Annotated in this window: 17 protein-coding genes; 6 read left to right on the top strand and 11 right to left on the bottom strand. The window is 69.4% G+C overall.

Annotation, left to right across the window (positions count from 1 at the left end; translation table 11 throughout):
• The first annotated feature begins 5 nt into the window (after positions 1-5).
• The 4 genes from VF106_RS08245 to VF106_RS08230 all read left to right on the top strand — a co-directional run bounded on the left by VF106_RS08245 (position 6) and on the right by VF106_RS08230 (position 5,255).
• On the top strand, positions 6-536 hold the full coding sequence (locus VF106_RS08245; protein ID WP_330838998.1) for a nucleotide exchange factor GrpE: 531 nt from the start codon (positions 6-8) through the stop codon (positions 534-536).
• A complete protein-coding gene (locus tag VF106_RS08240; protein ID WP_330838997.1) occupies positions 533-2,662 on the top strand; it encodes an Hsp70 family protein in 2,130 nt (709 codons plus the stop codon). The genes VF106_RS08245 and VF106_RS08240 overlap by 4 nt, the downstream gene beginning before the upstream one ends.
• Before the next feature lie 8 nt (positions 2,663-2,670).
• The gene (locus VF106_RS08235) at positions 2,671-4,341 is read left to right on the top strand and encodes an Hsp70 family protein (protein ID WP_330838996.1); all 1,671 of its coding nucleotides are present in this window, start codon (positions 2,671-2,673) and stop codon (positions 4,339-4,341) included.
• A 182-nt stretch (positions 4,342-4,523) separates the two neighbouring features.
• The gene (locus VF106_RS08230; protein ID WP_330838995.1) at positions 4,524-5,255 is read left to right on the top strand and encodes an alpha/beta hydrolase; all 732 of its coding nucleotides are present in this window, start codon (positions 4,524-4,526) and stop codon (positions 5,253-5,255) included.
• Positions 5,256-5,333: 78 nt separating this feature from the next.
• Here VF106_RS08230 and VF106_RS08225 read toward each other — a convergent pair whose 3' ends face one another.
• Together VF106_RS08225 and VF106_RS08220 are read right to left on the bottom strand one after the other, a co-directional pair.
• On the bottom strand, positions 5,334-6,500 hold the full coding sequence (locus VF106_RS08225; protein WP_330838994.1) for an NAD(P)/FAD-dependent oxidoreductase: 1,167 nt from the start codon (positions 6,498-6,500) through the stop codon (positions 5,334-5,336).
• Positions 6,500-6,817: a bifunctional 3-phenylpropionate/cinnamic acid dioxygenase ferredoxin subunit gene (locus tag VF106_RS08220; RefSeq protein ID WP_330838993.1), complete on the bottom strand. Its 318-nt coding sequence runs from the start codon at positions 6,815-6,817 to the stop codon at positions 6,500-6,502. The genes VF106_RS08225 and VF106_RS08220 overlap by 1 nt, the downstream gene beginning before the upstream one ends.
• Before the next feature lie 119 nt (positions 6,818-6,936).
• On the opposite strand from VF106_RS08220, the gene VF106_RS08215 reads away from it, so the two are divergent.
• Entirely contained in the window at positions 6,937-7,713 is a 777-nt protein-coding gene (locus tag VF106_RS08215) for an IclR family transcriptional regulator (RefSeq protein WP_330838992.1), read from the top strand.
• Positions 7,714-7,769: 56 nt separating this feature from the next.
• Here the strand turns inward: VF106_RS08215 and VF106_RS08210 are convergent, their stop codons facing one another.
• The 3 genes from VF106_RS08210 to VF106_RS08200 form a co-directional block, all read right to left on the bottom strand.
• A complete protein-coding gene (locus VF106_RS08210) occupies positions 7,770-7,982 on the bottom strand; it encodes a hypothetical protein (protein ID WP_330838991.1) in 213 nt (70 codons plus the stop codon).
• Between the two features lie 63 nt (positions 7,983-8,045).
• Entirely contained in the window at positions 8,046-8,894 is an 849-nt protein-coding gene (purU, locus tag VF106_RS08205) for a formyltetrahydrofolate deformylase (protein WP_330838990.1), read from the bottom strand.
• 12 nt (positions 8,895-8,906) lie between these two features.
• Positions 8,907-10,271 (bottom strand): L-serine ammonia-lyase, encoded by a 1,365-nt coding sequence (locus tag VF106_RS08200; protein WP_330838989.1) that lies wholly within the window; start codon positions 10,269-10,271, stop codon positions 8,907-8,909.
• A 115-nt stretch (positions 10,272-10,386) separates the two neighbouring features.
• Here VF106_RS08200 and VF106_RS08195 point away from each other — a divergent pair, with 115 nt between their 5' ends.
• Positions 10,387-11,055, top strand: coding sequence for a GntR family transcriptional regulator (locus VF106_RS08195; protein WP_330838988.1), 669 nt, complete (start codon positions 10,387-10,389; stop codon positions 11,053-11,055).
• A 5-nt stretch (positions 11,056-11,060) separates the two neighbouring features.
• Here VF106_RS08195 and VF106_RS08190 read toward each other — a convergent pair whose 3' ends face one another.
• The 6 genes from VF106_RS08190 to VF106_RS08165 are packed head-to-tail and all read right to left on the bottom strand — an operon-like array spanning position 11,061 to position 18,530.
• Positions 11,061-11,897: a bifunctional 5,10-methylenetetrahydrofolate dehydrogenase/5,10-methenyltetrahydrofolate cyclohydrolase gene (locus VF106_RS08190; protein ID WP_330838987.1), complete on the bottom strand. Its 837-nt coding sequence runs from the start codon at positions 11,895-11,897 to the stop codon at positions 11,061-11,063.
• A complete protein-coding gene (locus VF106_RS08185; RefSeq protein WP_330838986.1) occupies positions 11,894-12,514 on the bottom strand; it encodes a cyclodeaminase/cyclohydrolase family protein in 621 nt (206 codons plus the stop codon). The genes VF106_RS08190 and VF106_RS08185 overlap by 4 nt, the downstream gene beginning before the upstream one ends.
• A gap of 10 nt (positions 12,515-12,524) precedes the next feature.
• Entirely contained in the window at positions 12,525-14,984 is a 2,460-nt protein-coding gene (locus tag VF106_RS08180; RefSeq protein WP_330838985.1) for a GcvT family protein, read from the bottom strand.
• Positions 14,985-14,993: 9 nt separating this feature from the next.
• Positions 14,994-15,596, bottom strand: coding sequence for a sarcosine oxidase subunit gamma (locus VF106_RS08175; RefSeq protein ID WP_330838984.1), 603 nt, complete (start codon positions 15,594-15,596; stop codon positions 14,994-14,996).
• On the bottom strand, positions 15,589-18,264 hold the full coding sequence (locus VF106_RS08170; protein WP_330838983.1) for a 2Fe-2S iron-sulfur cluster-binding protein: 2,676 nt from the start codon (positions 18,262-18,264) through the stop codon (positions 15,589-15,591). The genes VF106_RS08175 and VF106_RS08170 overlap by 8 nt, the downstream gene beginning before the upstream one ends.
• On the bottom strand, positions 18,261-18,530 hold the full coding sequence (locus VF106_RS08165; RefSeq protein WP_330838982.1) for a sarcosine oxidase subunit delta: 270 nt from the start codon (positions 18,528-18,530) through the stop codon (positions 18,261-18,263). Before VF106_RS08165 ends, VF106_RS08170 begins: the two co-directional genes overlap by 4 nt.
• Position 18,531: the final 1 nt, after the last annotated feature.

Below are 18,531 nucleotides of genomic sequence, written 5' to 3'. Positions count from 1 at the left end.
ACTCGATGGGTCGAAGCAACCGACAGCGGCGGGTCAGAAAGCAGACCGCCGCACAAAGCCCAGCTGTGCCACCGGACGGCGACCTACTGGGCACGCTGGCGAAGACGAGAACCGAGACCGTCTCGCTCCTGCGCGGCATGGACGCACACCGGGCGCACATGGAGGCCACGCTCAGGGAGATCAACCGGCACGAGCTGGACATCGGTCGTCTGCTGAACGGGATCGCGGACGTCCTCGACACGTTCGACCGGCTGCTCGCCTACGACGGCGACGACGTCGAGGCCTACCGCGCCAGCGTGCGCAAGACCTCCGACCTGCTGGTGGATGTGCTGTGCAACAACAGCGGGATGGAGCTGATCGGCCGCTCGGGTGAGATCGCCGACCCGGCGACGCACCAGGTGGTCGTCCTCCAGGACGGGAGCGACCTCCCACAGGACACGGTGATCAGAGTGATCGAACGCGGTATCCGCTACCGGGGGGACCTGATCCGCCCGGCGTCGGTGATCGTCTCATCCGGGAAGGAACAGAACGCATGACCGACATCGGCATCGATCTCGGCACCACCAACTCCGTCGTCGCCAAGTACGACCCGGAGCAGTCGAGCGCGACCGTGGTGCCCGTCGGCGGCGCGCGGTCGACACCGTCGGTGGTCAGCCTGCGGCAGCGCGACGGGCGGGAGGAACTGCTCGTCGGCACGCCGGCGTTGAACTGGGCCAAGCGCGACCCGGTGAACACCATCCTGTCGGTGAAACGCCTCATGGGCCGGGACTTCGCGGACAAGGACGTCGAGCAGGCGAGGGCGCGGCGCAGTTACAAGATCGTTCCCGGCGAGGGTGACGACCCGCGCGCGCATGTGGTCATCGGCGACCGGAGCTACGCGCCGGCGGAGGTCTCCACCATGATCCTGGAACGCCTGCGCCAGGGCGCCGCCGAGAAGCTCAAGGAGGACATCACCCACGCCGTGCTCACCGTGCCGGCCTACTTCAAGGAGTCGCAGCGAGCGGCGACCCGTGAGGCGGGGGAGCACGCTGGGCTGATCGTGAAGCGGGTCATCGACGAGCCGACCGCCGCCGCGATCGCGTTCGGTCTCGAGCTACGGGAGGGAGACCGGCGTCGGGTGCTCGTCTACGACCTCGGCGGCGGCACCTTCGACATCTCGATCCTGAACACCACCCGGGACGCCGATGGCAAGAACCACTTCCAGATCCTGTCCTTCGTCGGGGACAACTGGCTCGGTGGCGACGACTTCGACCTGCTGATCATCAACAAGATCATCGACTGGGTCCGCCGGGAGGCCGCGGTCGACCCGTCCACGGACCCCGAGTTCCTGTTCTATGCCAAGAAAGCCGCCGAGGAGGCCAAGCGCGAGCTCGGCGAGGTCGACTCGACCGACATCATCATCCCGGCCGCGTTCCGGTCGGCGGGCGGCGCGGTCGACGTCGAGATGACCCTCACGAGGGCGGAGTTCGAGGACCTCATCGAGCCATTGGTGGACAAGACGATCGCGCTCGTGCGCACCGCGCTGGAGGAGCAGAACCTTTCCACCGACGACATCTCCGACGTGCTGCTGGTCGGTGGGTCCACACTGGTGCCGAAGGTGTACGAGTCCGTGGAGTACTTCTTCGGCAAGGGCAAGGTACGCAAGGACATCGACCCGATGGAGTGTGTCGCGCTCGGTGCCGGCATCCTCGCCAGCACGTTGCACGGTGTGGAGTGCCTCGCCTGCGAGAAGATCAACGACGAGTCGGCGACCGAGTGCGCGTCCTGCCAACAGAGCCTGGTGAACGCGCGGTCGGCCGGTGACACCCACATCTACGACGTGACCGGCCAGGCGCTGGGTGTCGCCGCCGTCAAGAAGTCACAGGCGGACACGTTCGTGCCGATCATCCCCAAGGGCACACCGTTCCCGTTGACCGAGCCGATGAGCCACACGTTCGAGGCCATCGACGGCAGGTTGATCCGCGTCCCCGTGTACGAGGGGGACAGTCCGATCGCGAGCAAGAACACCGAGCTGGGAGTGATCGAGTACGAACTTCCCGAGGAGATCGACATACACACCAGGGTCGAGGTGGCCTTCCTGTACGACCGCAACCGCGAACTGCATGTCGCGATCGCCGTACCGGGCACGTCGCTGGAGTACCGCAAGAAACTTCGGCACGACGCCGCCCGCACCGAGGCACCGACGCAGGTGCCCACCGACGGGGAGGAGGACGACGCGAGCTACCGGGAGAGCCTCGTCTACGTCGAGGAGGTCACCCGGCGGTTCCTGCGCACCTACGAGCAGTACCTCGATCCGTCGCAGGCGATGAAGATCCGCGGCGACCTCGACCGGGCCCAGCAGACGCTGGTGTTCTCCGACCCCGCGGAGTGCCGGCGGATGATCAGCGTGCTGCAGTCGGACATCTTCGGCTCCGGCATCGCCTCGCAGCTCTACATCGCCGAGCGGGCGGCGGAACGCGCCCCCGCGACCGACGCCAAACAGATCAACCAGGCGATCGTCACGCTCCAGCAGTCGCACGCGCAGGGCAGGCGGGAAGCGGTCGTCGAGCAGGCCCAGGTGCTGAAGCTGATGGTCGCCAAGGTCGGTCAGCAGTACGACGTCGCCGAGATCGCCGACGCGGAGGACTTCGCCGGCCTGCTCAAGGTTCTGGACGAGGCCTAGGACCCGACGTGGCGGAGATCGACATTGGGGTGGACTTCGGCAGCACCGAGCTGCGCGTCGCCTACTCACCGACCGGTGAACCGCCGCGGTTCCTGACACTGAGCGGTGCCGACTGGCCGTGGCTGCTGTGCGAGCCGGCCGGCAGAGGGTTGCTCCCGTTCTCCTTCCCCAGCCTGAAGAGCAAACTCGGGGTGGCCGAGACCGTGGGTGCCGTCGCGCCGGCCGAAGTGATGCTCCGCGCACTCGAAACGGTTCGCACGCGAGTCACGCGGGAGACGTCGGGGAAGATTCGACAGACCGTGATCAGCGTGCCGGCCAGGTACGTCGCGACGCAACGCACGGCTCTGACGGAGGCGGCCAGCGCGGCCGGACTCGGCGAGATCAGCCTCATGTCCGACTCGGTGGCCGCGGTGATCGGTCATGTCGGGAACGAGCGAACCGGCACGTTCCTGGTGTACGGCATGGGGTACAGCGGGTTCGAGGTCGGCCTGGTCCGTGCCGTGCGTGGCCGCTACCGGGTGCTCGGCTACGAGGGAGCGAACGCGCCGGGCGGAGACACTCTCGACGAGCAGGTGCTGGGCACCTGGCTGTTCACGCTACGCCAGCACAGTGCACTGCCAGACGCGGTGCGGCAGGGCGAGCCGGGCTGGCTACGACTGCGGGAAACCGCTGACCGGGTCAAGAGACAGTTGGCCGCGGGTGGCCCGGTGCTGTTCCCGATGTACGTTTCCGGCCCGGACCGCGCACTGCAGTTCGCCGTCCACTTCGAACAGGAGCCGTTCGACGCCGCGGTCCGGGGTCTGACCGCACGGACCCTCGACCGCGTGGACGTGATGTTCGAGCAGGCCGGCATCAGCCGGGACACCACGGAGGAGGTGCTGCTGGTCGGCGGCAGCACCAGGATGCCACGGCTGCGCACCCTCGCGGCCGGGCTCGGTTCGCTCGTGTCGACGCGACCGGAGGTGGTGGCTCTCGGTGCGGTCCGGTGGGCTCGTCAGCTCACCGGCCGGTCCAGTGCGGCCTACGAGGAGCAGCCGAGTCCGGCCGCTCCCGAGCAGGCCGAGCCGATGCGTGACGCCACGCCACTGGCGACCACAGTGCTGACCGTGCCGGCCACCGGCGTGCCCGCTGAACCGTCTGATGTGGACAAAGCGCGGCAGCTGTTCGAGAACGGGCGCCTCGACGAGGCCACGCAGGAGCTGCACAAGCTGATCGCCGAGGCGCAGGACCTGCTGTCCGAGATCGCCGCGACCCGGTCGCGGCTCCGCGCGGAGAACGGCACCGCGGTGGACGAGCTGCTGACGTTGGCCGGATCCAAGATCGACAAAGGCCAGTTGCAGGAGGCCATCAGCCTGGCCCACATGGCATGGGCTCGCGAGGCCAGCCGTGCGGACGTGTTCGACCGGATGATCGAGATCCACTGTGAGGCGGCCATGGCCTCCCCGGGCCTCATGACCTTCCCTCGGGACGAGAACTGGCTTCGGTGCGCCCTGCAACACGATCCGAGCAACCAACGCGTCCGCGCCCTGCTCGCCGAGCGGACGTACGTGCACGGCACCGCGCTGAACCGGGCCGGCAGGAAAGACGAGGCCCGCCGGGCTCTCGAGGCCGCCCTCACGTGGAACCCGGACCACGACCTCGCGGAGAGCCTCCTCCATCGCCTCTCCGCCCGCGGCTGAGCGGGCCGCGAAAACCTGTTGGTGGAACACGGTGACGACTGCTACGTTGCCGGCGGCCGTGCGAGAGACCGAGGAGGTGGTACCCGTGAACGTTTCGACATGGGTGCTCCCCTCTGGGGTCACGGTCGGGCGATAGGTCGTCCGGGAGCGCCGTTTCACGAGCACTCCCGAAAGGCACGACCGTGCGATTCACTTCCGAACAGCGCCTCGACGACGGCGTCCTCGAACGCGAGTTCACCCTCGGTGAGATCCCCGGCATCCTGTGGACGCCCGCATCCGCACCCTCACCGGCCCCGCTGATCCTGATGGGCCACCCCGGCGGACTGCACATGATGTACCCCCGACTGGTGGCCAGGGCTCGGCACGCCGCGGCGGAGGGCTTCGCCGCGGCCACCATCGAGCTCCCCGGGAGCGGTGACCGGCCCCGCGTCCCGGCCACCGAGCAGGCCCGCGCCGACCTGCGCCGGGCGCTGGAGGCCGGCGAACCGGTCGACGACGAGATCGTCGACCGGCTCGTCCTCCCGCTGGTCGACAAGGCGGTCCCGGAATGGCGGGTCACCCTGGACGCCCTCCTTGCGCTGCCCGAGATCGGCGGGCCGGTCGGGTACTCGGGAGGGGTGATCGCCATCGGCGTCCGGCTGGCCGTGGTCGAGCCGCGTATCCTGGCCGCCGGTCTGTTCGCCGGGAGTTTCGTGCCCCGCGCCATGTTCGAGGAGGCCCGGCAGGTCACCATTCCGCTGCACGTCCTGCTGCAGTGGGACGACGAGGGAAACGACCGGCAGATGGCCCTGGACCTGTTCGACGCCTTCGGCTCCAAGGAGAAGACGCTGGAGGCCAATATGGGCGGGCACACCGGCGTCCCGCGGTTCGCGGGGGAAGCCGCGAACAAGTTCTTCACCCGGCACCTGAAGTGACGCCGACCCGTCAGGCCGGCAGCGGACGGTAGGAGCCCTCGGCCGGTGGTGCCGTCCGCGTTGCCGGTTTCGCCAACGTCATCCGGAAAGGACAACGGCGGCGGTCAGCTCGCGGCGCCACCGGCCGAAGATCTTGGGTTGGTTCATCGCGAACACGGCGACCGCGCGGTCGGCGCGCCGGTACACGGCGGTGAACCGTCGCGCCGCGGGGTCACCCTCGACGATCTCGATGTGGTCGCCGTCGCGGTGGTGACCCGCGAACTGTAGGCGGGCGCCGTACTGGTCGGACCAGAAGTAGGGGGCGCGGGGGTTCGCCGTGTGCTCGTGGCCGAGCAGGGTCGCCGCGGCGGTGGCTGGTTGTTCGAGCGCGTTCGTCCAATGTTCCAGGCGCACCGCCCTGCCGGCGTACGGGTTGTCGGCCACGGCGCAGTCGCCGGCGGCCACCACGGACGGGATGTTGGTCGCGCACCGGGCATCCGTGCGAACGCCTCGGGTCAGTTCGATTCCGGAGCCCGCCAGCCATTCGGTGTTCGGCACGGCGCCGACGCCGACGACGACGACATCGGCCGGCAGTTCGCGGCCGTCGGTGAGCAGCACCGACCGCACACGATCGGTGCCCGCCAGGTCGGCCACGCCGGTGCCGGTGATCAGCTGGACGCCGTGGTCGCCGTGGAGCTGCGCGCACACCTGGCCGAGTTCGGCACCAAGTGGGCCGGCCATCGGCACGGGCAGCTGTTCGACGACGGTGACCGTCAGCCCGAGCGTGCGTGCCGTGGAGGCGACCTCGGCGCCGATGAACCCGCCGCCGATGACGACGAGGTGTGCGCCGGGCACCAGCTCGGCCCGCAGTGCGACGGCGTCGTCCAGGGTGCGCAACGTGTGGACACCCGGGACGGTTCGACCTGGCAGGAGGCGGGCGCGTGCGCCGGTCGCGAGGACGACGCCGTCGGTCACGATCCGTTCGCCGGAGTCGAGCACGACCGAGCGCAGTGCGGGGTCCAGGGCTTCGGCTCGGTGGCCGAGGCGCCAGTCCAGGTCGAGGTCGGCGTCGTCGCTCGTGACCAGCGCGAGGTCGGCCTCGGAGATCGCGCCGGCGAGGAAGTCCTTCGACAGTGGCGGCCGGTCGTAGGGCCGATGCGGCTCGTCGCCGATGACGACGATGTTCCCGTCGAAGCCGCGTTCCCGCAGTGCCCTGGCCGAGGAGACACCCGCCAGCGAGGCACCGACGATGGCGATCGTGTTCATCAGACCCCGACCCGTTCGACCGCCGCGTCGACGTAGATGTGGCCGTCGACCACGACGACGTGGTGGGTGCGCACGGGGTTCTTCGCGGGGAGGCCGCTCGGTGCGCCGGTGCGCAGGTCGAAACAGGAGGCGTGGAGCGGGCATTCGACGAAGCAGCCCTCCAGCCAGCCGTCGGCCAGTGAGGCGTCCTGGTGGGTGCAGGTGTCGTCGATGGCGTAGAGCGTGCCGTCGACGTTGAAGACCGCGATCGGCACGTCACCGGCGATTCTGACGGCTTCGCCGGCAGGGAGGTCCTGGAGAGCGCAGACGGGAATCATAGGTAAGCTCCGTTGCGTATTGCACAACTACACGTGTTATACGCAACAGCATGCGACGAGTGGTCGGCGACGGTCAAGGGGTGAGGGCAGGAAATTGCATATTATGAGAGAGTTGCGGTATGCGGAACAGTGAGCCCTCGCGCGGCGGGGTGCAGTCGGTCGATCGTGCGATGGCGATCCTGGACATGCTCGCAAGACAGGGCGAGGTCGGCGTCACCGAGATCGCCCACGGGCTCGACGTGCACAAGTCGACCGCGTTCCGCCTGGTCGAGGCGCTCGAGGCGTGGCAGTTGGTGGAGCAGGTCAGCGAGCGGGGGAAGTACCGGCTGGGGTTCGGGATCGTCCGGCTGGCCGGCGCCACGACCGCGAGGCTCGATCTCTCGCGGGAGAGCCGGGTGGTGTGCGAGCGGCTCGCGGCGGAGCTCGACGAGACGGTGAACGTGGCCATCGTGGACCAGGGGCAGGCGACCAACGTCATGCAGGTCTACGGTTCGGCGGCGGTGACGGCGCGAAACTGGATCGGACAACGCACCCCGATGCACGCGACGTCCAGCGGCAAGGTGTTGCTCGCCTGGTCGGCGGACGAGGAGGGCGAGCTCGCGCTGGGCGAGCTGATCCCGTTCACCCCGAACACGCGTACGGACCGGGCCAAGCTCGCCGACGAGCTGGCCGAGGTACGCGAGCGCGGCTGGGCGTGCACCGTCGAGGAGCTGGAGGTCGGTCTCAACGCGGTCGCCGCACCGATCCGCGCCGCCGACGGCGGGGTGGTCGCGGCGCTCAGCGTCTCCGGCCCGGCCTACCGGGTCGAGCCGGCGTCCTACTCCGCCATCGCCGAGAAGGTCGTCACCGGCGCGGACGAGATCAGCTTCCGGATCGGCTACCTCGGCCCTCGCTAACGCTCGACCTGCCTAGGCTTTGCCTGCCGGTGTCCCGAAAGACGCGACCGGGACGTTCAACCCAGATCACCGATGATCATGCTGCCCGCGCGTGGTTCTGTGGATCCGGCGGGCGAAGCCCGCTTCGCGGGCGGTTTCCGTGCGCTGAAGCCCGCCTTCCTCGCCGCCGGCGTGAGCAAGGCGTCCATCACCACACCGCCCGGGAAGCCGGGTGCTGTTTGCGTCACCGGCGCTGTCTCGAAAGACGCTTTCAGGCCGTTGAACGTCATCGGCGCGTCTTTTGAGACATCGGCGATGCCGCGAACGCGTCTTTCGGGACGCGCGCTCAGGCCTCAGGGGAAGACGACCGTGCTGTTGCCGTTGAGGAGGACGCGGCGTTCGCAGTGCCAGCGGACCGCTCGGGACAGGGCCAGTGCCTCGGCGTCACGGCCGACCGTCTGGAGGGCGCGCGGGTCGTAGGTGTGGTCGATCCGGATCACCTCCTGCTCGATGATCGGGCCTTCGTCCAGGTGCGGGGTCACGTAGTGCGCGGTCGCCCCGACGAGCTTCACGCCGCGGTCGTAGGCCTGGTGGTAGGGCTTGGCGCCCTTGAACCCGGGCAGGAAGGAGTGGTGGATGTTGATCGCCCGGCCGTGCAGGGCCTTGCACATCTGGTCGGACAGCACCTGCATGTACCTGGCGAGCACGACCAGCTCCGCGCCGTACTCCTCGACGACCTCCAGCAGGCGTGCCTCGGCCTGGGGTTTGGTCTCCGGTGTCACCGGGATGTGGACGAACGGCAACCCGGCCGCGTCGGCCATTTGGCGTAGGTCCTCATGGTTGGACACCACCGCGACGATGTCGCCGCCGAGACTGCCCGCCCGCCAGCGGAAGATGAGGTCGTTGAGGCAGTGGCCCTGCTTGGACACCATGACCAGGATGCGGGCGTCGCGGTCCGGGGCGAAGGTGTAGGTCATCGCGAAGTCGGCCGCGATGGGTTCGAAGCCGCTGGTCAGCTCGTCGACGTCGACGTCGGCGTCCGTGGTGAGCTTGGTGCGCAGGAACAGGCGCTTGCGTACCGGGTCGTCGAACTGCTGGTACTGCTCGATGTTCGCGCCGTGCTCGAAGAGGTAGGCGCTGACCGCGTGGACGATCCCGCTGCGGTTGGGACAGTCCAGAGTGAGCGTGAACGATCGCGTCATAGTGGTACTCCGTCAGCATTCCACGATGTTGAGAGCCAGCCCGCCCCGGGCGGTCTCCTTGTACTTGTCCTTCATGTCCGCCCCGGTCTCGCGCATGGTCTTGATCGCCTTGTCCAGCGAGACGTGATGGCGGCCGTCGCCGCGAACCGCCATCCGCGCGGCGGCGATCGCCTTGACCGAGGCGATGGCGTTGCGTTCGATGCAGGGGATCTGCACGAGCCCGCCGACGGGGTCGCAGGTCAGGCCGAGGTTGTGCTCGATGCCGATCTCGGCCGCGTTCTCGACCTGCTCCGGCGTGCCGCCGATGATCTCGGCGAGGCCGCCGGCCGCCATCGAACACGCGGAGCCGACCTCGCCCTGGCAGCCGACCTCGGCGCCGGAGATCGAGGCGTTCTTCTTGAACAGAGAGCCGATCGCCGCAGCCGTCAGGAGGAACCTGATGACCGCGTCGTCGGAGAAGGCGGGCAGGAACTTCTGGCCGTAGTGCAGGACCGCGGGCACGATCCCGGCGGCACCGTTGGTCGGGGCCGTGACCACCCGCCCGCCCGCGGCGTTCTCCTCGTTCACGGCGAGGGCGAAGAGCGTGACCCACTCCATCGCGTCGGGTTCACCGGAGTCGCGTTCGAGCTGCCGGCGGAGGTCGTCCGCGCGCCGGCGCACCTTCAGCCCGCCGGGGAGGACACCGCCGGTGTGCATGCCGCGGTCCACGCATTCCCGCATGACGGACCAGATCCGGAGCAGCCCGGCGCGGATTTCCGTTTCGCTACGCCAGGACGTCTCGTTGGCCAGCATGATGTCGCTGATCCGGAGCCCGGTTTCGCGCGTGTGGGCGAGCAGTTCGTCGCCGGTGTCGAAGGGGTAGCGCACCGGGGTGGGATCCGCCACCAGCACGCGCTGACCGGTTTCGTCCTGGTCGAGGACGAAACCACCGCCGACCGAGTAGTACTCGCGGCGTTCGAGGATGTCTCCGTCCTCGCCAAAGGCGTGGAAGACCATGCCGTTGCTGTGGAAGTCGAGCCTCTTGTTGCGGTGCAGCACGATGTCGTCATCGACCGAGAAGGCGATCGTGTGTTTGCCGAGCAGGGCGATCGTGCCGTCCGCCCGGGTCGCGACGACCGTCGGATCGGCGGCGACCGGGTCGACGAGGTGTGGCTGCTCTCCGGACAGTCCCAGGACGACGGCCTTGACGCTGCCGTGCCCGTGACCGGTGGCGCCGAGTGAGCCGAACAGCTCGCAGCGCAGTTTCGCGGTTCTGGAAAGGACACCGGAGTCCGCCAGACGGGAGGCGAACAGGTAGGCGGCCCGCATCGGACCGACCGTGTGCGAGCTGGACGGCCCGATGCCGACCTTGAACAGGTCGAAGACGGACACCGTCATGACTGGCTCCGGGCCAGTGGAGTCTGACGCATCGGACCTCCTGATGTTAGATTAGTATATCAGTTGTCGTGCTCAGATATGCAACGGTGACCGCTCGTGGTTTTCAGGGGTTAGGATGGGGATCGTGACCGCTCAAGCACAGCAACTCGAGGGAGCGCCGCTCTCGCTGGCCGATCGCGCCTACGCCGCGATCCAGGACCGGCTGATCATGCTGGACATCCCGCCCATGGCGCCGATCGACGACGGCGCGCTCAGCGAGTCGCTCGGGCTCGGGCGCACCCCCGTTCGGGAGGCGCTCAAACGGCTGGAGGTGGACCGGCTGGTCGTCTCGTATCCGCGGCGTGGCACGTTCGCCACCGGTGTCGACATCACCGATCTCGCCTACATCTCCGACATCCGGGTCCAGCTCGAGCCGCTGGCCGCCCGGCGTGCCGCGGAGAGCGCGGGCGTACGGTCCGGGCTCGCCGAACTCGCGGACGACATCGCCGATCTCGACGTGCTGGCCCTCGAACGCAACGAGCTGATGCGGTGGGACCTGCGTGTCCACCGCGCGATCTATCGCGCCGCGGGCAACCCGCACCTCGAGGACACCCTGATCCGCTACAACAACCTGGCGACGCGGATCTTCTGCCTGTTCCTCGAGCGCATGCCACACTTCGACCGGCACGTCGGCGAGCACGTGACCCTGCTGCGGTCGATCGCGGACGGCGACGCGGACACCGCCTCGGATCTGGCCCGCGACCACGTCACCGGTTTCGAGAAGGCGATCAGGGCCATCATCTGAGCGGATCATGGTGGGGTCGCGGCGTTGATCGTGTGCCGGAGCAGCAGTGCGGTGGTGACTGGACCGACACCGCCCGGGACTGGGGTCAGGGCCGCGGCTCTTCCGGACACTGCCTCCTGGTCGACATCGCCCACGAGCCCGCCGTCCGCGGTTGGGTTGGTGCCGACGTCGATGACGACGGCGTGCGGGTTCACGTGTTCAGCGGTGATCAGGCCGGGCCTGCCCACGGCCGCCACGAGGACGTCCGCGCTCCGGGTGCACTGCGCGAGGTCGGCGGTGCGGCTGTGGCAGATCGTCACGGTGGCGTCCCGTGCCAGGAGGAGGTGGGCCACGGGTTTGCCGACGACGTTGGAGCGGCCGACCACCACGACTCGGCGCCCCGCGAGGGGTATCTCGTAGTGGTCGAGTAGTGCCATCACCGCCGCGGCCGTCGCAGGCGGGTGGGCGGGAAGTCCGGCGGTGAGGCGACCGAGCGAGAGCGGGTTCGCGCCGTCGACGTCCTTCTCCGGACTGATGGCCGCCGCCAGCTCCTCGAACCGGGCGCCTGCGGGCAGCGGGGTCTGCAGGATGATCCCGTGCACCGTCGGGTCGGCGCTCAGACTCTCCAGCTCGCCGAGGATCCCGGCCGCTCCTGGCTCGACGATGTCGCACAGCAGACCGCTTCGGGCGGCGGTCTTGGCGATCGAGCGGACGTACCAGGCGCTGGACTCGTCGTCGGTGGCGACCACGACCGCGAGGCGGGGATGGATGTCCGACATGGAGCCGAGTGCGGCGGCATCGGTACTGACACTGGCGCGGATCTGCCGGGCCAGCTCAGCTCCACTGAGGATGGTTGTGGTCACCGCGAGATCTGCTTCCGGACCTTGGTGGTGACGTCGTCGGCCCGTGTCATGGCCTGGTCGACGGTGGCGGTCGCCGCCGTCAGCTCGTCCCGGACCCCGGCGTCGGTGATGCCGGCGAGGTTGATCTCCACGTTGACCCGCGCCGTGGACAACGCGGCCCTGGCCGCGTCGGCGGCCGCGGCGACGTCGCTGATCACGTTGGGGTTGCCGATCGGCTGGAGGCGTTCGGCGAGGCTGATGATCTGTTTCGCCACCGCGATGACGCGGGCGGGGACCCGCCCGGCCTCGACCAGCGCGGTGCGGATCGCCTGGGACCTGGCCACCTTCTCGCCGTCCGTCGACTTCGGCAGCGCGTAGGCCCGGGTGACGGCCCCGAACGCGGCGGCGTCCCGCTCGGCCAGCGTGAGCGCGAGGGCACGCAGTTCGTCCGCGTTGTCCCGCACCTGCGTGATCGTGGTGGCGTTCTCCCGGTACTTCTCGCCTTCGCTGTACCGGGCGACCATCGCCACCAGCGCGGCGCCCTGCGCGGCGTGCAGCGCGGCCGTGGCGCCGCCACCCGGGACCGGTGCCCGGGCGGCGAGCGCGTCGAGGAAGTCTTCGATCCTGTCGTTGCGCATGAGGGTCCTTTCAGCGACGGATGCGCAGCATTTCCGGGTCGACCAGCGGCTCGGCCGCCACGGTGGCACGCACTCGGCGGCCGAAGTAGTTGATCTCGACCTGCGTGCCGACGGTCGCGGTGGCGGGCAGCCACGCGTAGGCGATCGGCATGCCCAGCGTGTGCGCGAACGCGGCGGACGTGACGTACCCGGCAGCCACGCCGTCGAGGTACACCGGTTCGTTGCCGAGGACCACGCTGCGGCCGTCGTCGATCGTCAGGCACGACAGTCGTCGGGTGACGGTGTCCGCGGTGACGTCGGCGATGGCGTCCCGGCCGACGAAGTCACCCTTCTGCTTGCGCACCGCGAACCCGAGTCCCGCCTCGTACGGGTTGTGCTCGGTGGTCATGTCCGTGCCCCAGGCCCGGTAGCCCTTCTCCAGCCGCAGGCTGGTGAAGGCCGCGCGCCCGGCGGCGACCACCCCGAGCGGGCGGCCGGCTTCGAAGAGCACGTCCCACAGCCGCTGCCCGTACTCGGCGCTGGTGTAGATCTCCCAGCCCAGCTCGCCCACATAGGACAGACGCATGGCGGTGACCGGGATCCCCGCGATGTGGGCGGGCACGCACCGGAAGTACTTCAGCGCTTCGTTGGAGAAGTCGTCGCGGCTCAGCGGTTGTACGAGGTCCCGGGCGAGCGGGCCCCAGACACCGATGCAGCACGTGCCGCCGGTGATGTCGCGGATCCGCACGTCCGGGTCGGCCATGGCGCGGAAGTAGGCGAGATCCAGGTTGCCGTTGGCGCCGACCTGGAACCGGTCGGAGGCCAGGCGTGCCACGGTGAGATCGCTGCGGACGCCACCGGCGTCGTCGAGGGCGAGCGTGTAGGTGACCGAGCCGACGGACTTGTCCATCTTGGACGTCGTGAGCCGCTCCAGGAACGCGACGGCCCCGGAACCGGTGACCTCCAGGCGTTTGAGCGAGGTCATGTCGTAGAGGGCGACGGCCGTGCGGGTCTTCCAAGCCTCGACCGCGGCGATCGGGGAGTGGAACATCGCCGACCACGGATCCCGCGCGGGTGGCTGCCATTCGGCGGGCAGGTCCTTGACCAGGTGCGCGTTGGCCTCGTACCAGTGCGGCCGCTCCCAGGCGTGGGACTCCAGGAAGAACGCGCCGAGCTCCTTCTGCCGTCCGTGGAACGGGCTCACGCGCAGGTCCCGCGGTGACAGCTTGGGCTGCAGCGGGTGCAGTACGTCGTAGATCTCGACGAAGTTGCGCTGTGAGGTCTCGTCGACGTAGGCGTCCGTCGTCTCGATCTCGTCGAAGCGGTGCACGTCGCAGCCGTGCAGCGCGATCTCGCTGTGACCGTCCACAAGTAACTGCGCGACCGCGCGTGCGACGCCGGACGAATGCGTGACCCAGACGGCCTCGGCGAGCCAGAAGCCGGCGACGTCGGGGGACTCGCCGATCAGCGGGCCGCCGTCCGGGGTGAAGGAGAAGATCCCGTTGAACCCGGTCTCGATCTTGGCCGACCTCAGCGCGGGCAGCAGCGACTGGCTGTCCTCCCACGATGGCGCGAAGTCCTCCTCGGTGAAGGGCAGCATCGACGGCATCGCCGACTCGGTGAGATCGTCGACCTCCGGCAGATCCGACAGGCTCACCGGCATCGGGCGGTGCGCGTACGAGCCGATGCCCACGCAGTCCACGTGTTCCCGGTAGTACAGGTCCTTGTCCTGGTGGCGCAGGATGGGGAGCCCGGCCTCGGTCTGCTCGTCGTTGCGGCCCACCAACTCCAGGACCTGCCCGGTGCGGACGTACTGGTGTGCCAACGGCAGGAGGGGGACCCGCATGCCGACCATCTCGCCGATGGCCTGACCCCAGAAACCCGCGCACGACACGACGATGTCGGCGGGGAACTGGCCCGCGGTCGTCCGTACACCGGTGACCCGACCCCCGGTCTGGTCGATGCCGGTGACCCGGACACCGCCGTGGAACCGCGCACCTCGCGCCTCGGCGCGCCGCCGGAGCGCCACGACCGCGCGGGCCGCTTTCGCCAGCCCGTCGGTGGGTGTGTGGAAGCCGCCGAGGATCTGGTCGGGGTCGAGCAGCGGGTGCAGCCGCACGCACTCCTCGGCGTCCACGACCTCACCGGGCACGCCCCAGGACGTGGCCCAGCCCTGCTTGCGGTGCAGGTCGGTGAGGCGTTCCGGGGTGGTGGCCACCTCGAGGCCGCCGACCTGGTTGAAGCACCAGGCGCCGTCGACGTCGAGGCCCTTGAGCTTGTCGACGGTGTAGGTCGCGAACTCCGTCATCGCCTTGGCCGCGTTGGTCTGGAACACGAGGCCCGGGGCGTGGGAGGTCGACCCGCCGGTCAGGGGGAGTGGTCCCTGGTCGAGGACGGTGACCCGGGTCCAGCCGCGCATCGTCAGCTCGTCGGCCAGGTTCGCGCCGACGATGCCGGCGCCGATGATGACGACCTGAGGCGTGGTGCTCATGTGGTCTCCTTACGAGGTGGTGCCGGCGGGCTGGAACTCACACGCCGCGTCCAGGAGCCAGTCGGCGAGGTACCCGGCGAACGACGGCCGCACGAACACGCGGAAGTCGTTGCCCTCACCCAAACCCAGCAGCAGCACCGGGGCCTGGCCGAGGGTGGACTGCGCGGCGGTGCCGGCGGGGAAGGCCGCCGGGTGCAGGTCCAGCGAACAGCCCGTGGCGAGGACGTCCCGCGCGTGGCGGCCGCTGACCCGGATTCTGGTGCGCTGGGCGGAGACGTCGATAGCCGCCCCACCATGGGGCCGAACGGCCGCGCCGAGCCGTGCCTCGAGTTCGTGTGGTGCGGCGGAGACGCTGGTGACGAGCCATTCGTCCGGGCCGAGCCAGATGATCTGGCCGTCGTCGCCGTACACCCAGGTACCTGGTTCCGTGGGAAGTGGCGCGCCGAGCACCGCCGCCGCGGCCCGGGCACCTGGCCCGGTCGGGTCCACCCGCAGATCCGTTGCGGTCACCGGGGACTCCGCTTCCAGGTGCAGCCCGTCCGCGTCGCGGGAGGTGTCGGTCAGCGCGGGGAACCACCGCAGCAGAGGATGGGTGAGGTAGAGGTCAGCCATCGCGGCGTGCTCCTTCCGGGTCGACCAGCACGATTCCGCCGATCTCGGCCGGGACCAGCGCACCGTCGACCGGAATGTGGACGGTGTCGCCGATCCGTGACCGGCCACTTCGGACCAGTGCGAGCGCGAACGGACGCCCAAGTGCGGCGCTGTGATAGCTCGATGTCACGTGACCCAGCATCGGCACGGAGCCGGCGGGCAGGCTCCCGTCCGCCTGGAACTCGATGACCTGCGAACCCTCGGGGAGCTTGGTCAGCGCATCGGTGGGGACGAGCGACACGAGCTGCTTGCGGAGCGGGTTGTTGTTCTCCGCTCGCGCGAACGACCGCTTGCCGATGAAGTCCAGCTTCTTCTTCGACACCGCCCAGCCCAGACCCAGATCGTGCGGGGTGACGGTGCCGTCGGTGTCCTGGCCGACGATCGGATAGCCCTTTTCCGCCCGCAGCACGTGCATGGTCTCCGTGCCGTAGGGGGTGATGCCGAAGCGGGAGCCGGCGGCGAGGAGCCGGAGCCACATCGAGGGGGCGTACCAGGCGCTCACGTTGACCTCGAAGGCCAGCTCGCCGGAGAAGGAGATCCGGGCGACGCGCACCGGCACGCCATCCAGTTCGGTGTCCTGCCAGGACATGAACGGAAAGGCCTCATTGGACACGTCGAGATTTCCGAACACCTCGGCGATGACGTCTCGCGACCGAGGGCCGACGACCGGGAACACCGACCACTGCTCGGTCACCGACGTGAGGTGCACCCGCAGGTCCGGCCATTCGGTCTGGAGCCACTCCTCCATCCAGTCGAGAACACGCGCCGCGCCTCCCGTCGTGGTGATGACCATGAACCGGTCCTCGGCGAGCCGTAGCACCGTGCCGTCGTCGAGCACCATGCCGTCGTTGCCGCACATGACGCCGTAGCGCACGCGACCGACCTTCAACGTGCTCATCATGTTGGTGTAGACGCGGTCGAGCAGCTCGCCGGCGTCCGGTCCCTGCACGTCGATCTTGCCGAGCGTCGAACCGTCCAGGATGCCGACACCGCCGCGGACCGCGGCACACTCGCGCAGCACGGCCGAGTCCATGTTCTCGCCGGCCGCCGGGTAGTACCTGGCCCGCTTCCACTGCCCGACGTCCTCGAACACCGCGCCCGCTTCGACGTGCCAGTCGTGCAGGGCGGTGATCCGCTCCGGGTCGAACAGCTTCCCGCGTTCCCGGCCGGCCAGCGCGGCGAACGCCACGGGCGTGTACGGCGGGCGGAACGTCGTGGTCCCGGTGTGCTCGACCGGCTTGCCGATCAGCTCCGCGATGATCCCCGAGGCGATCACCCCGGAGGTCTTGCCCTGGTCGTGTGCGGTGCCGATCGTGGTGTAGCGCTTGATGTGCTCGACCGACCGCAGCCCGGCGCCGACGGCCCGCTCGATGTCGCCGACGGTCGCGTCTCGCTGAAGGTCCACGAACTGGTGTGCCGGGTCGCCCTCGGTGCGCCAGAGGACGAGCGGCGGAGTGTCCACATCGAACGTGCCGTTCGCGGCACCGACGACCGACACGCCCGGCAGCGACTCACCCGGCCGGAACGCGCCAAGGTCGGCGTCGTAGGTGAGCGCACCCCGCACGTGGCTGAACAGGTGCGCGGTCGGGTTCCAGCCACCGGACACCAGCAACAGGTCACACGGCAGGGAATCGCCGCTCGCGGTCCGCACGCCCGTGATCCGGTCGGTGCCACTGGTACCCACGACCGTGCTGGCCGCGTGCACGGTGACCGAGTCGTACTCGGGTGTCGTCGCCCTGGCGTCGAGCACGGTGACCCGCGCCCCGGCCGCCGCGAGGTCGACGGCGGCGGCGTACGCGGAGTCGTTCGTGGTGAACACGACGATCTCGCGGCCGGTGAGCACTCCGTAGCGGTGCAGGAAGTCGCCTGCCGCGGAGGCGAGCATGATGCCCGGCCGGTCGTTGTCCTCGAACACGACCGGCCGCTCGATGGCTCCGGTGGCGACGACGACGTGGCCGGCGCGGATCCGGTGCACACGCTGGCGCGAGACGTGCCGTGGCGCCGCGTTCCCCAGGTGGTCGGTGCGCCGTTCCAGTGCCAGCACGAACCCGTCGTCGTAGTGGCCGAACGCGGTGGTGCGTTGCAGGTGCAGCACCTCGGGTGCGGCGGCCAGCTCCGCCACCACCTCGGCGACGAACTCGCGTGCCGGTCCGTCACCGACCAGGCTGCCGCCGGGCGTAGCCCGGTCGTCGACGAGCACGACCCGTTCCCCGCGCCGCGCGGCGGATCGCGCGGCTGACAGCCCAGCGGGACCGGCACCGATGACCAGGGTGTCGCAGTGGGTGTGCTTGCGGTCGTACCGCGCGGTGTCGGCCACCTCGGCGAGCCGGCCCTGCCCGCTGACGCCACGCGCCACGAGCCCGTCGGTCAGCTCCACAGTGGACGCGAGCAGCATCGGCTCCGGGAACGGCTCCTCGATCTGCACGACCCCGGTCGGATCCTCGGTCCAGGCGGCCCCGATCCCGCGCGGGCGACCGAACTTCACGCTCGTGCCGACCGCGTGCACGCCGTTGGCCAGCAACGCGGAGGCGAGCGTGTCGCCGGGATGACCCGTGTACCGCACCCCGTCGAAGGTGAAGCTCAAGGTCCGAGTGCGGTCGATGAGGCCGTATCCGTCGACGCGACTCATGACGACCTCTCGCCCATGGGGTAGACGTTCAGGAACTGGTAGGTCGTGGTGTCCCGGACCGCGTTGAACCAGCGCCGGCAGCCGGCGGTGTGGCTCCAGCGTTCCGCGAACGGACCCTTGGGGTTGTCGCGGAAGAACACGAACCGGGCCCATTCCTCATCGGACAGTGCGGCCGGGTCGGCGGGGTAGGCGATGTGTGCCTGGCCGCCGTAGTGGAACTCGACTTCCTCACGGGGCCCACACCATGGGCACTTGATCAGTTGCATG

Origin of the sequence: Actinophytocola sp. (genome assembly GCF_036378875.1) — a bacterium.
In the GTDB taxonomy this organism is placed as follows: Bacteria; Actinomycetota; Actinomycetes; order Mycobacteriales; family Pseudonocardiaceae; genus Actinophytocola.
Note: the sequence above shows the minus strand (reverse complement) of the source record. Positions and strands in the feature narration are given on the sequence as shown.

Excerpts from the sequence above, each read along its gene's own strand:
- VF106_RS08220 (WP_330838993.1), bottom strand. The coding sequence starts at position 6,817 with ATGATTCCCGTCTGCGCTCTCCAGGACCTCCCTGCCGGCGAAGCCGTC.
- VF106_RS08210 (WP_330838991.1), bottom strand. The coding sequence starts at position 7,982 with ATGACGTTCAACGGCCTGAAAGCGTCTTTCGAGACAGCGCCGGTGACG.
- VF106_RS08225 (WP_330838994.1), bottom strand. The coding sequence starts at position 6,500 with ATGAACACGATCGCCATCGTCGGTGCCTCGCTGGCGGGTGTCTCCTCG.
- purU (WP_330838990.1), bottom strand. The coding sequence starts at position 8,894 with ATGACGCGATCGTTCACGCTCACTCTGGACTGTCCCAACCGCAGCGGG.
- VF106_RS08180 (WP_330838985.1), bottom strand. The coding sequence starts at position 14,984 with ATGAGCACCACGCCTCAGGTCGTCATCATCGGCGCCGGCATCGTCGGC.
- VF106_RS08170 (WP_330838983.1), bottom strand. The coding sequence starts at position 18,264 with ATGAGTCGCGTCGACGGATACGGCCTCATCGACCGCACTCGGACCTTG.
- VF106_RS08200 (WP_330838989.1), bottom strand. The coding sequence starts at position 10,271 with ATGACGGTGTCCGTCTTCGACCTGTTCAAGGTCGGCATCGGGCCGTCC.
- VF106_RS08240 (WP_330838997.1), top strand. The coding sequence starts at position 533 with ATGACCGACATCGGCATCGATCTCGGCACCACCAACTCCGTCGTCGCC.
- VF106_RS08185 (WP_330838986.1), bottom strand. The coding sequence starts at position 12,514 with ATGCGCAACGACAGGATCGAAGACTTCCTCGACGCGCTCGCCGCCCGG.
- VF106_RS08245 (WP_330838998.1), top strand. The coding sequence starts at position 6 with ATGGGTCGAAGCAACCGACAGCGGCGGGTCAGAAAGCAGACCGCCGCA.
- VF106_RS08165 (WP_330838982.1), bottom strand. The coding sequence starts at position 18,530 with ATGCAACTGATCAAGTGCCCATGGTGTGGGCCCCGTGAGGAAGTCGAG.
- VF106_RS08175 (WP_330838984.1), bottom strand. The coding sequence starts at position 15,596 with ATGGCTGACCTCTACCTCACCCATCCTCTGCTGCGGTGGTTCCCCGCG.
- VF106_RS08195 (WP_330838988.1), top strand. The coding sequence starts at position 10,387 with ATGGGGATCGTGACCGCTCAAGCACAGCAACTCGAGGGAGCGCCGCTC.
- VF106_RS08215 (WP_330838992.1), top strand. The coding sequence starts at position 6,937 with ATGCGGAACAGTGAGCCCTCGCGCGGCGGGGTGCAGTCGGTCGATCGT.